Raw genomic sequence first — 12380 nt, 5'->3', positions numbered from 1 at the left:
AAGCAGAAGAACAAGGACCACGGCCACGAAGCGCTCAAGCGCCAATCGCAAGAATCGGAATCCTGATTCATTTCGCTCTCGGGCAGGTGAAAACTTCCGGAACATCGGCGTTTTTCATCTGCCCAACCATCCGAGCGTGACGTATTTTTACCCCTAAAGGAATAGGGTGCGCTTATAATCGCGCACTTTCAACGCAACCCGCGCCATCGCTCGGGCTTCATGCCGGTTTCCGGCAACGCCCGGCCTGGCGTGTGACATAGCCCATGAGCCTCATCGCCGACCTTCTTCCCGCCGCTAACGTGGTGGTCGATCTCGAAGCCAGCAGTAAGAAACGGGTGTTCGAGCAGGCTGGCCTGCTGTTCGAAAACAATCAGGGCATTTCGCGCAGCGAGGTGTTCGATAGCCTGTTTGCGCGGGAAAGACTGGGCTCAACCGGTCTCGGCCAAGGCATCGCGATTCCGCATGGGCGAATAAAGGGCCTGCAGGAAGCCGCCGGTGCCTTTTTCCGCCTCGCCACCCCGGTACAATTCGACGCTCCAGACGGCCGCCCGGTCGATATGCTTTTCGTCTTGCTAGTGCCGGAACAAGCCAACGAACAGCATCTGCAACTGCTTTCAGAGCTCGCCCAGCGGTTCAGCGACGCCGATTTCCGCGAGCGCATCACCAAGGCTGCCGATGCCGAGGCCATCCACACGGCCTTCGTCTCCTGGGGATCCGATGCGTCGGACCAGCGTCGCGCAGCTGTTTGAAGCGCACCACGAACAGCTGGCGCTGACCCACGTCTGCGGTCGGCTCGATCGCGAAATCGCGGTTCCCGAAGAGCGTATCTGGCCCGCCGACCTGGTCGGCCACCTCAACCTGATGCATCCGGACCGGCTGCAGATCATCGGCGCTGCCGAGCTGACCTGGGCTCAGCGCCAGTCACGCGAAAAGATTGCGCACCATCTGCAGGAGATCTTCGCCGCGCGGCCGCCGGCAATCATTCTCGCCGACAACTGCGAACTGCCCGGCATGCTGCAGACGATCTGTGAAACCACGCAGGTGGCCTTGTTCCGTACACCGCTGGCCTCGGCCGGCGTGATCGACCAGCTAAGACTCTACCTTTCGCGTCAGCTCGCCGAGAAGGTGTCGCTGCACGGGGTGTTCATGGATGTGCTGGGGCTCGGTGTGTTCATCACCGGTGACTCCGGCGCCGGCAAGTCCGAACTCGCGCTCGAGCTGATCTCGCGTGGCCATGGCCTGGTCGCCGATGACGTCGTGGAGTTCTCGCGTATCGCGCCCACCGTGCTCGAGGGCCGCTGTCCCGAGCTGCTGCAGGACTTCATTGAAGTGCGCGGGCTTGGAATCCTCAATATCCGAACGATCTTCGGCGAGACCGCCTGCCGCCGCAAGATGCGCCTGCGTCTCGTGGTCTATCTGCAGCGCCGCACCCTCGGCGATGGCGACCCCGCACGTCTGCCGATTCACCGGGAAACCCAAACCATTCTTGGCGTCGAGGTCCCGCGCACCATCCTGCCTGTGGCCGCTGGACGTAACCTCGCGGTGCTCCTGGAAGCCGCAGTCCGCTCGCAGATACTCAATCTCCGCGGCATCGACTCGACACAGGAATTCATCGAACGCCAACACAAGGCGATCGAACAACAGTCCGGGGAAGGCTGATGTTGCTCCGCACCAAGCCGGCTGCTACTGTCGACGATTGTGTTACCCGCCGCGACCGACGCCCATGACTGCCCCACCGGATTACCTGAAGAAGATCCTCAACGCCCAGGTCTACGACGTCGCCGAGGAAACGCCGCTCGACTTCGCGACCAACCTGTCGGCACGCACTCACAACCGCATCTTCCTCAAGCGCGAGGACATGCAGCCGGTGTTCAGCTTCAAGATCCGTGGTGCGTACAACAAGATGGCCAATCTGTCGCCGCAGGCCCTGAAACGCGGCGTCATCTGCGCGTCGGCCGGTAACCACGCGCAGGGCGTAGCGATGTCGGCACAGAAACTCGGGGTGCGTGCGGTGATCGTGATGCCAGTCTCCACCCCGCAGATCAAGGTCGACGCAGTGCGCGCCCGTGGCGGCGAGGTCGTGCTCGCCGGCGACTCCTTCTCCGACGCGTATACCCACGCAAAGGAGCTTGAGCAGAGCGAGCAGCTCACCTTTGTGCACCCCTTTGACGACCCCGACGTGATCGCCGGACAAGGCACCATCGGCATGGAGATCCTGCGTGCCCACGCCCGCCCGATTCACGCGATCTTCTGCTGTGTCGGCGGCGGGGGCCTGATTGCCGGTGTGGCAGCGTACGTCAAGCAGCTGCGCCCGGACACCAAGATCATCGGCGTCGAAGCCGAAGACGCCGAAGCCATGACCCGATCGCTTGAGCGCGGCGAGCGGGTGCTGCTCGAGCAGGTCGGCCTCTTTGCCGATGGCGCTGCAGTCAAGCAGGTCGGCGAGGAAACCTTCCGCCTGTGCCGTGACTACGTCGATGAAATGATCGTGGTAGACAACGATGCGATTTGCGCCGCAATCAAGGACGTCTTCGAAGATACCCGTTCGATTCTCGAACCTGCGGGCGCGCTCGCGGTGGCCGGTGCCAAGGAATACATCAAGCGCCACAAGCTGCGCGACAAGCACATCGTCGCGATCGCCTCGGGCGCCAACATGAATTTCGACCGTCTGCGCTTCGTCGCCGAACGCGCCGAACTCGGCGAACAGCGCGAGGCAGTACTCGCTGTCACGATTCCGGAACGGCCAGGCTCGTTCAAGAAATTTTGCGCGGTGCTCGGCAACCGTAACATCACCGAGTTCAACTATCGCTACGCCGACGCTGCCGAAGCCCATATCTTCGTCGGTGTAACGGTGCACAACCGCGGCGAGGTCGCCCGCCTGGTCGAGATGCTCGAACGCCACGAGTTACCCGCGATCGACCTCACCGACAACGAAATGGCCAAGACCCATGTGCGTTACATGGTCGGCGGCCGCGCCCCAAAGGCAACCAACGAGCTGCTCTACCGCTTCGTATTTCCGGAGCGTCCTGGCGCGCTGATGAATTTCCTGTCCAACCTGCGTTCGGACTGGAACATCAGCCTGTTCCACTACCGTAACCACGGTTCGGACTTTGGTCGTGTGCTGGTTGGCATGCAGGTGCCGCCGGAAGACAAGATCGCCTTCCAGGACTTTCTCGACCGCCTCGGCTACCAGTACGCAGACGAGACGCTCAACCCGACTTATCGGATGTTTCTCGCCTGACTGCGTCACCGCTCATCCCGGCGCCGGCCTCGGTGACGATCCAATCCATGGGCCGGTCGTGCGCTTGCGGCAACGCGCTATTCACCCGACCGATCTCGAAACCGACGCCGACCGCGACCATCTCGCTCGCGGCCAGCGTGCGGTCGAAGTATCCTCCCCCATAACCGATCCGGTAACCGGCAGCGTCGAAGGCGTTGAGCGGCACCAGCACCACCTGCGGCACCACCTCAGGCCCCGCCGGTGGGTGGGGAATGCCGTGACGGTCGGGCACCAGTCTGGTGCCCGGGGACCACGGCCGGAACACCAGCGGGCGATGACGGTCAAGAACAACGGGAAGCGCCGCCTGCCGCGACGGGTCCGCACCGAGCCAGCGGGCCATGAAATGCCGCAAATCGGGTTCGCCGCGATAGGGCCAGCAAAAAGCGAGGCACCCCGGCTGTAGCGTCTCGAGCAGCTTTGCGAGGTGCACTTCGAGCCTGGTGGTGAGCGCCTGTCGGGCAGTCTCCGTCAAGGCCTCGCGGCGGGCGATCGCACCCCTGCGCAAGTCCTCGCGACTCGATAAGATATCTTCGTTCATAACCGTTCGGATAATCCTAGAAACCTCAGTTGATCGCTCTCTATGACCTTGAATGCTCCACTCAGCCTGGGACACGCAGCTTCGACGACCATCACCCAGTGGGTGGGTCCGCTACGTGCCCGATTGCACGTCTGGCACGCCGCCTGGCTGCGTTGCTCCTCCTTGAAGGGAACAACCATGCTGCGTCGTCGCGCCTTGCCAGACGACGCACCAGACGCACACTCGGACACGTCCAACTGAGGTTTCTAGGATAATCATGCCCCGCAAACCGCTCCACCGCCTGTTTTCCGTACGTCTGACACCCGGATTGCGCGGCGGATTGGCCGCCTTCGCCCTGATTGCCAGCCTCCCGTCTGCGCCGGTCGAGGCGCAACAGGGTGACGCGCGCATCGTCGCGGCCCGTGAGGCCTTGCGCACCGGCGACCGGGTGCGACTCGAGGCGCTGGCTGCTGCACCGGAGCCGGGCCACATTCTGGACCACTATGTCCAGTACTGGCTACTGGTCAATCGTCTCGCACGGCCGGACCCGGTGCCGACACTCGAGCTTGCAGGCTTCGTCGATCGCCACCGGGAGAACGTTGCCGGCGAGCGGCTTTTCGACTACTGGTTGCGCCGTCTTGCGCGTGACGAGGACTGGTCGGCATTCAGACGAGTGTTCGCGGAGCACCCCAATCCGAACCAGGAAATGCGTTGTCTCGCCTGGTACGGACGTTTTGCCGACGGCGAACGCGGTGCCCTCGACGAAGTCGCACGCGAATGGCGCGACCTGCTCAATGCTCACGAAGCCTGCGAACCGGTGCTCCGCGCAGCGGCGACACTGGACGCCGTCACAGAAGACGAAGTCTGGTGGCGTATCCGCCGACAGGTCGACAGCCGCAGCCCGGACAATGCCAGAGCCACCATCGCCTGGCTGCCGTCCAGCCAGCGGCCGGCCACGCGCGACCTCGACCAGGCCCTGGGCTCGCCCGCGGCCTATCTCGACCGGATGCCGGTCAATTTCGCGGTCACCCGCAGCGGACGCGAGCTCGCGATCGCGGCGCTCACACGTCTCGCACGCCAGGATGCAATGGCTGCCTACGCCCGTTTCGTGCGAATCAACGACCGTCTTGGTCACGACGAGCGCAGCTACGTCTTCACCGTGCTCGCCCACCACGGCGCCCTGTCACGCCTGCCACAGGCGGCCGAGTGGTATCGCGCCGCCGGCGACGTGCCGATGACCCAGGCGCAACGCGAATGGGGAGTACGGGCCGCGCTGCGTGCCGAGAACTGGCGCCAGGTCGAAAACGCGATCGCCCTCCTCGATGCCGACAGCCGCAACAGCCCGGAATGGGTGTATTGGCTGGCACGCGCCCACGAAGCCCAGGGTCGCGCTGACCCGGCGCGGACGCTGTACGCGACAATCGCCGGGCGCAGCGACTTCTATGGCCTGCTCGCCGCCGAAACCCTAGGCGAGCGCTTCGCCCCACCCCCACCGGACGAACCCGTCTCACCCGAGGATCGCGCCCGAGTTCTCGCAAACGACGGCATCGCCCGGGCGTTGGCGTTCTATCGTCTGGAAATGACCACCGAGGCGGTACGCGAGTGGATACGCACGCTGCGCGGTCGCGATCGCGCGTTTCTGCTCGCGGCCGCGCACGTCGCGCTCGACCACGGCCTCTTCGATCGCGCAATCAATACCGCCGAACTCGCCGATCCGAACGCGAACTTCTCGATTCGCTTCATCATGCCATTCCGGGATCTGGTCGAACCCCATGTCCGGGAGCAGAACCTCGATCTCGCGTGGGTCTATGGCCTGATGCGCCAGGAGAGCCGTTTCATCGTTCCGGCACGTTCGCATGTCGGTGCGCAGGGGCTGATGCAGGTCATGCCCGACACCGGCCGATGGGTCGCCGGCCAGATCGGCATGCGCGACTTTCATCCGCGCATGCTCAACGACCCGCAGACCAACGTACGCCTGGGCACCAGCTACATGCGCCTGATCATGGGTGGGCTTGACAATCACCCCGTGCTCGCCTCGGCCGGCTACAATGCGGGCCCTGGACGAGCACGCCGCTGGCGCGACGACCGACCGATCGAAGCGGCAATCTACATCGAGACCATCCCTTTCGACGAGACCCGCGATTACGTCAAAAAGGTGCTCGCCAACGCAGTGGTTTATGCGGCGCTGATCGAACAGCGTCCGCAGTCGCTGAAACGCTGGCTCGGCACAATTTCGCCAGCTCCGGGCGGTTGAGTGAATTGGGATTCCGGATCGGCCGGAATCCAACATTGAGACAGGGCATTCGCAATGAAACGCGTGGTTTTGATCGGCGGTTCCGGCTTTGTTGGCAAGGCCATCGCAAACCGCCTCTCCGAGGCTGGCATCAATCTTCTGGTTCCCACCCGTCGTCGCAGCCGGGCAGCCCATTTGCTGGTGCTGCCGACCATCGAAGTGGTCGAGGCGAACGTCTTCGAGCCGCAAACCCTTGAGCGCCTGCTCAACGGCGCCGATGCGGTGGTCAACCTCGTCGGTGTGCTGCATTCGCGCAGCGGCGAGCCTTACGGACCGGACTTCGCACGTGCCCATGTCGAACTGCCCCGCCTCATCGCCGAAGCCTGCGTGAAAGTGGGTGTGCCGCGCCTGATCCATGTCAGCGCCCTGGGCGCTGCCGCCGACGGCCCGTCCGAATACCAGCGCTCCAAGGCGGCTGGAGAAGCCGCAATCATGGCCCACGACGGACTCGGCTGGACGATACTGCGCCCCTCCGTGATTTTCGGCCGCGACGACAGCTTCCTCAATCTCTTCGCCAATCTCGCACGCCTGTTCCCGATTCTGCCGCTCGCCGGCGCCGGCGCGCGTTTCCAGCCGGTGTACGTCGAGGATGTCGCCCGTGTCGTCCAGCACTGTCTGGCACACCCGGAAACCGCCGGCCAAGTCCATGAACTCGCAGGCCCCACGGTCTATACCCTGCGCGAACTCGTTACCTATGTCTGCAGCCTGATCGGCAAGCGCCGCATGATCGTTCCGATTCCCGAGTCAGCGGCGATGATCCAGGCGCGGATTATGGAACTCGCACCGCAACCACTGATGAGCCGCGACAACGTGCGCTCGATGCGTGCGGACAACATCGCCAGCGGCGAGCCGATGCCCTTCGGCTTCGAACCAACTTCCCTCGAAACCGTGGCCCCCGCTTACATCGGCCAGCGCAGCCTGCGCGCGAGCTACTACCCCAGCCGTACCCGGGCTCGCCGCAGCGCCGACTGATGCGTATCTACATGGTCGGCGGCGCGGTACGCGACGCACTGCTCGGGCGACCGGTGCAGGACCATGACTGGGTCGTCGTCGGGGCGACGCCCGAGCAGATGCTTGCACTCGGCTACAAGCCAGTGGGCAAGGACTTTCCGGTATTTCTTCATCCCCGCACCGGTGAGGAGTACGCGCTCGCGCGCACCGAGCGCAAGACCGGCAGAGGATACGGGGGTTTCACCGTCCACGCGGCACCGGACGTCAGCCTGGAGCAGGATCTGCTGCGGCGGGATCTCACGATCAACGCCATCGCACTCGACGATCATGACGTGCTGATCGACCCCTATGGTGGCGTGCGCGACATCGAGTCCCGCGTGCTACGTCACGTTGGCCCGGCGTTCGCCGAAGATCCGCTCAGAGTCCTGCGCGTCGCTCGCTTCGCCGCCCGCTTCGCGGACTTCACGGTCGCCCCGGAAACCATGGCCTTGATGCGCGACATGGTGGCCTCAAGGGAACTCGACGAGCTCGTCGCGGAGCGACGCTGGCAGGAGCTGGCGCGTGGTCTGATGGAAGACACGCCCTCGCGGATGTTAACGGTGCTGCGAGACTGCCGCGCACTGGATACCGTGCTGCCCGAAATCACCGCTGCCCTGTCGGATCTGCAGCGCGCTGATAAGATTCTCGATCTGATCGACCGCTGCGCCGCCACCGGCCAGCCCCTTGCGGTGCGATGGGCGTGCCTGCTCGCGAATACGTTGCCCACTCCCGGGGAAACCCCGCCCGACACCGCCGTGCGTGCTCAGAACCTGTCCGAGCGACTGAAGACTCCCAACGAGTGTCGCGACCTTGCCGTGCTGTTCGTGCGGGAACGGCGCAACCTGCTCGAAGCACCGACCCGGTGCGCATCCGCCATCGTTGGCGTGTTGACGCACTGCGACGCCTTCCGCCGGCCGGAGCGCTTCGACGCGCTTCTCGCCTGTCTTGAAATTTCGGACGGCGCCGGCGCGTTGAAACCATTGTGGCTCGGAGCCTTGCAGGCGGCGCGTGCAGTCGATGGCGGACGTATCGCACGCGAGACCGAGAACCGGTCCGACATTCCCGAGCGAATTCTTGCCGCTCGCTGCGCCGCAGTCAGTGCCAGCTTGAACAGCCCGGACGCGTCAGGGCAACCGTGACGGGCGCTGTCGTGGGAGAATGTCAGACAACTCGCAGAATCACCCAAGCCAGCAACGACAACAAGACCGTGCTGGTAAACGGAAAGTGATACTGCCGGCCGCGGAAACTGAAGTGCAGATCGCCCGGTAGTCTGCCGAGACGAAACGTACGCGACAGGGCGGAGCGGAAGGCGCCGACCACGAAAACCAGCACGACGACGACGATGATCCACTGCAGCACCGGGCATGCCCCTGCATCCTGGGAAGGCCGCTATTAGACCACAACGAGAGGCTCGGTCATGATCACGCTCTACACTTGGGGAACACCTAACGGACACAAGATCTCGATCGCGCTCGAGGAGCTTGCCCTGCCGTACGACGTGCGCCCGATCGACATCACCAAGGGGGACCAACAGACCCCCGATTTCCTGCAACTCAACCCCAACGGCAAGATTCCGGTCATCACCGACGACGAGGGACCGGGCGGCAAGCCGATCACCCTCAGTGAGTCGGGGGCGATCCTGCTCTACCTTGCCGGCAAGACCGGCCGACTGATGCCGCAGGATCTGCGCGAACGGCTGGAAGTCATGCAATGGTTGATGTTCCAGATGGGCAGCGTCGGTCCGATGCTCGGTCAGGCCCACCATTTCATGCGTTTCGCGCCGGACCTCATTCCTTATGCAATGGAACGCTACTCGAAGGAAGCCCAGCGTATCTACGGTGTGCTCGAGTCCCGCCTTGCCGGCAGGACCTGGCTGGCTGGCCAGGATTACTCGATTGCCGATATTGCGACCTTTCCCTGGATCGCCCGGCACGACTGGCAGGGGATCGACCTGAAACGCTTTCCGTCGGTTCAGCGGTGGTACGACACGATCCGCGCGCGCCCCGCCGTCGAGCGCGGAATGTCGATACCGTGACGTGTTTGCGCTCGTTCCAGGCGCCTGCCATCGTAAACTGCGCCTGATTCCCCCAACTGATGGAGCATCATGAACAGATCCCGCTTTGGCGATCTTGAAGTCATCGCCCGCGGCCCCACCGACGGTCCGGGTCGCGGCACACCCTTGCTGTTCGTCCATGGCGCCTACACTGCCGCATGGTGCTGGGACGAGCACTTTCTGCCGTATTTCGCAGGGCTCGGCTACAACTGCTATGCGGTGTCGCTCTCAGGCCACGGCGGTAGTCGAAAAACCGGCTATCTGGACGGCTTCTCGCTCGCCGATTACGTCAACGACGTCGCCGAAGCCGTGCAGAACCTGCCGGCACCACCGGTGCTGATCGGACATTCGATGGGCGGCATGGTGGTGCAAAAGTATCTCGAAGGGGCAGACGCACCGGCTGCGGTGCTGCTTTGCTCGGTGCCACCACAAGGTCTGATGGGTTCCGCCCTCGGGCTCATGATGAGCAAGCCGGGCCTGCTGAACGATCTCAACCGGATTCTCGGCGGAGGCCAGCCCCACCCGGAGAGCCTGCGCGAAGCGCTTTTCCACCAGCCCATCGATGCCGATATCCTGCTGCGCTACTATCACCGCTGCCAGCCGGAGTCACATCGCGCAATCTGGGATATGACGCTCTTCAACCTGCCTCATACAGCGCGCATGAACAGGCCTCCCCTGCTCGTCGTCGGCGCCGAGCACGATCACCTGATTCCTCCCGCTCAGGTCCGCATGACCGGCGTCACCTACGATGTCGACCCGGTCATCCTGCCCGGCATGGGGCACGGTGTGATGCTCGAGGCCGGTTGGCGACTCGCCGCCGACACGATCGCGGACTGGCTGGCCGACACCCTCCCCTAGGGAAGCGCTGAAGTAATCGCCTTCACCGCACTGGTGGACGCACGTTCAGCTTGAATGGTTGAAATATGCATAAATTTCGCGTTCTATCGCCGCTGATGCAGCTGATTCAAGTCGTATCGACCGCTTTTTTGGCCCATTCCGGTTTTCAGGACGCAATTCGACTGTCGAGCGCGAACAGGCGTCGGCGTGCGATGAACAGATTGGCCATGGCGAACAACGAAAGCAACTGTGCATTGTTCTTGGCCAAACCACGGTATCGGGTCTTGCGGTGACGAAACAGGTTCTTCACAACATGGAACGGATGCTCGACCTTGGCGCGAATGCGCGCCTTGCCTTGCTCATACGCTTCCATCAGACGACCGAGCCGATCCTTGGGCAGGGTGCGACGTTTGCCTGGGCGCATGGCTACGTGCCACTGAACGTCCAGCGCCTTGTTCTCGTCGCGCTTGTGAACACCCTGATAGCCCGCATCGGCCAACACATCAGTCTCCTTACCGTGCAGCAGCGCGTGAACTTGGGTGACATCGGCCACATTGGCGGCCGTACCGACGACCGTATGCACCAGCCCGGAGTCGATATCGGCGCCAATGTGCGCCTTCATCCCGAAGTGCCACTGATTGCCTTTCTTGGCCTGATGCATCTCTGGGTCGCGTGCGTTGGAGAGGTTCTTGGTCGAGGGCGGCGCAGCGATGATGGTCGCGTCCACAATCGTACCCTCGCGCATCATCAACCCCTTCTCGGCCAGATGCGCGTTGATCGTCTCGAACAGCTCCTTGGTCAGCCCCTGCGCTTCGAGCAGTCGCCGAAACTTGAGCAAGGTCGTTGCATCCGGCGCGGATTCACGTGCCAAGTCAATGCCCACAAATCCGCGAATCGCCTGGCTGTCGTAGATCGCGTCCTCCATCCCCTCGTCGGACAGGCCGAAGCACTGTTGTGCCAGGTACATTCTGAGCATGCGTTCAAGGCCAATCGGCGGTCTGCCGCGACCTCCGCCCTTGGGGTAGAACGGTTCGAGCGCGCTCAGCATCGCACCCCACGGCGTCACCGCCTCGATCTCTGCGAGGAAACGGTCGCGTCGGGTCAGCTTCTTCTTGCTGGCGTACTCGAAGTCGGAAAAGCTCGATTGCATCGGAGGTCTCGCTGTCGATCTGCTGATGCTATTGTCTCAAAGCGCATCCGGTCACAGGACAGGGCGCTCGGAATAAATCAGTGTTTCCCTAACAATGCAACTTTCAGTGCCTGGGTGAACGCCTTGGGACCGGTTTCGATCCCCGTCACCTGTCCATATTCAGTCAGTTCGCGAGCTAGGGTTGCATCGTCAACCAACTGTTCGCGATAGTCGTCGTAGCGCTCGCCGTGCTGGATAAAGAGATCGCCTGACTTGAGCTCATCGCGAATGGCGTACAGGACTGCCAGTTCAAAGTAGCGGCGGTTTATTGTGGCAATTCGCCCATCGGTGCGCTCCGTGACAACCAGCTTGCGCCAAGCGCTGGGCAGCCATTGGAGATCTTGTTCTGCATCCAGTTCGAGTAAAGAAATCGGCACCATTTCGTGACGCGTGCTGCGCAGCCCCTGCAATACCTTCATCATCCGGATCAAGGTATCGTCCTCGCTACTGCTCTGTGGATTGATGATTTCGATACAATTGAGTAGTTGGGCGCGAACGGCCTTGTAGGGTTGAATGAGGAACGGCAGATGATTGCGGCCAGCATAGGCCATATGTTCGTCGCAGATGGCCACCAAATCGTCTACGTCCGCGATCAGGCTGGAGCCGATGGCTTCGACTCGCTGCTGGTCGGTGCCATTGATCTGATAGGCCAGCAGCACCTCCTTCAATTGTCCGATCAGGCGATCCGTTCGCTGCTGATGTTCCTGCTGGTACTCCCCCAATTTGTTGCGTGCTTGGTTATCCAGGTTCTGAAGCATGCGCATGAACAGGTCTGCTGCATCATCGAGCGTCTGGGCAAACTGTGCACGGATATAAATGACCGCCAGCGCGTAACGCTTCTGCGGTTTCAGTTCCGCCATCTCGCTGGCATTCAGAGAGCGAGCGATGTAGCGATATTGCTTGAGTTTAGGAACGGGAATGTAAGGCTGGGGCAATTGCTCAACTAGTAATTGCAACCGCCGGATGTGTTGCAGGTAAGAGCGGGTTTCCTTATTGGTTGGCTTTTTCGGTTCCCGTTTGAGCATGTTCCAGGTTGTGCTGGATTCATCCCGGCTGACCTTGAACAGGCTGTCGATCCGTTCCTTCACCTTGCCTGTTGATTTCCACGCAGAACTGACCCGGGGTTTTCATCTAAAACTGACCCACCGGTTTATGCGTACAGTATAGCTACGCGGGGTTGGTTCCGGTTTCGGGTTGTGGTGTCTGTTCTCCTTGTGTTTT

The 12380-nt window shown here is 62.4% G+C and carries 11 protein-coding genes and 1 pseudogene; 8 read left to right on the top strand and 4 right to left on the bottom strand.

The window, feature by feature from the left end; all coding sequences use genetic code 11:
• Positions 1 to 263: 263 nt before the first annotated feature.
• The 3 genes from ptsN (at position 264) to ilvA (ending at position 3241) form a co-directional block, all read left to right on the top strand.
• The gene (gene ptsN / locus GPA21_RS15820) at positions 264 to 749 is read left to right on the top strand and encodes a PTS IIA-like nitrogen regulatory protein PtsN (protein ID WP_168989097.1); all 486 of its coding nucleotides are present in this window, start codon (positions 264 to 266) and stop codon (positions 747 to 749) included.
• Positions 718 to 1659, top strand: coding sequence for an HPr(Ser) kinase/phosphatase (gene hprK / locus GPA21_RS15815; RefSeq protein ID WP_168989096.1), 942 nt, complete (start codon positions 718 to 720; stop codon positions 1657 to 1659). Before ptsN ends, hprK begins: the two co-directional genes overlap by 32 nt.
• 64 nt (positions 1660 to 1723) lie before the next feature.
• Complete coding sequence (gene ilvA / locus GPA21_RS15810) at positions 1724 to 3241, top strand: threonine ammonia-lyase, biosynthetic (RefSeq protein ID WP_168989095.1); 1518 nt, start codon at positions 1724 to 1726, stop codon at positions 3239 to 3241.
• On the opposite strand, the gene GPA21_RS15805 is transcribed toward ilvA, so the two are convergent.
• The gene (locus GPA21_RS15805) at positions 3210 to 3818 is read right to left on the bottom strand and encodes a 5-formyltetrahydrofolate cyclo-ligase (RefSeq protein ID WP_168989094.1); all 609 of its coding nucleotides are present in this window, start codon (positions 3816 to 3818) and stop codon (positions 3210 to 3212) included. The two genes, ilvA and GPA21_RS15805, sit on opposite strands and share 32 nt — an antisense overlap.
• A 256-nt stretch (positions 3819 to 4074) precedes the next feature.
• Between GPA21_RS15805 and GPA21_RS15800 the strand changes: the two genes are divergently transcribed.
• From GPA21_RS15800 to GPA21_RS15790, 3 genes are read left to right on the top strand one after another with little or no spacing between them, the layout of a single operon-like run.
• Positions 4075 to 6051, top strand: coding sequence for a lytic transglycosylase domain-containing protein (locus GPA21_RS15800; RefSeq protein ID WP_168989093.1), 1977 nt, complete (start codon positions 4075 to 4077; stop codon positions 6049 to 6051).
• A 54-nt stretch (positions 6052 to 6105) separates the two neighbouring features.
• A complete protein-coding gene (locus GPA21_RS15795; protein WP_168989092.1) occupies positions 6106 to 7062 on the top strand; it encodes a complex I NDUFA9 subunit family protein in 957 nt (318 codons plus the stop codon).
• Positions 7062 to 8219, top strand: a complete 1158-nt coding sequence (locus tag GPA21_RS15790; RefSeq protein ID WP_168989091.1) for a tRNA nucleotidyltransferase/poly(A) polymerase-related protein — start codon at positions 7062 to 7064, stop codon at positions 8217 to 8219. The genes GPA21_RS15795 and GPA21_RS15790 overlap by 1 nt, the downstream gene beginning before the upstream one ends.
• Before the next feature lie 22 nt (positions 8220 to 8241).
• Here GPA21_RS15790 and GPA21_RS15785 read toward each other — a convergent pair whose 3' ends face one another.
• Positions 8242 to 8439 carry a DUF2905 family protein gene (locus tag GPA21_RS15785; RefSeq protein WP_168989090.1) on the bottom strand — a complete coding sequence of 66 codons (198 nt, stop codon included), beginning with the start codon at positions 8437 to 8439 and terminating at the stop codon, positions 8242 to 8244.
• A gap of 58 nt (positions 8440 to 8497) precedes the next feature.
• Here GPA21_RS15785 and GPA21_RS15780 point away from each other — a divergent pair, with 58 nt between their 5' ends.
• Entirely contained in the window at positions 8498 to 9115 is a 618-nt protein-coding gene (locus GPA21_RS15780; protein ID WP_168989089.1) for a glutathione S-transferase family protein, read from the top strand.
• A 69-nt stretch (positions 9116 to 9184) separates the two neighbouring features.
• Positions 9185 to 9991, top strand: coding sequence for an alpha/beta hydrolase (locus GPA21_RS15775; RefSeq protein WP_168989088.1), 807 nt, complete (start codon positions 9185 to 9187; stop codon positions 9989 to 9991).
• Positions 9992 to 10136: 145 nt separating this feature from the next.
• Here the strand turns inward: GPA21_RS15775 and GPA21_RS15770 are convergent, their stop codons facing one another.
• On the bottom strand, positions 10137 to 11120 hold the full coding sequence (locus tag GPA21_RS15770) for an IS5 family transposase (RefSeq protein ID WP_168989087.1): 984 nt from the start codon (positions 11118 to 11120) through the stop codon (positions 10137 to 10139).
• 89 nt (positions 11121 to 11209) lie between these two features.
• Positions 11210 to 12250 (bottom strand): annotated as a pseudogene (locus GPA21_RS15765) (Tn3 family transposase); the annotation flags it as partial.
• Between the last annotated feature and the right edge of the window lie 130 nt (positions 12251 to 12380).

Origin of the sequence: Azoarcus taiwanensis (assembly GCF_012910885.1) — a bacterium.
GTDB lineage: Bacteria > Pseudomonadota > Gammaproteobacteria > Burkholderiales > Rhodocyclaceae > Azoarcus_F > Azoarcus_F taiwanensis.
Note: the sequence above shows the minus strand (reverse complement) of the source record. Positions and strands in the feature narration are given on the sequence as shown.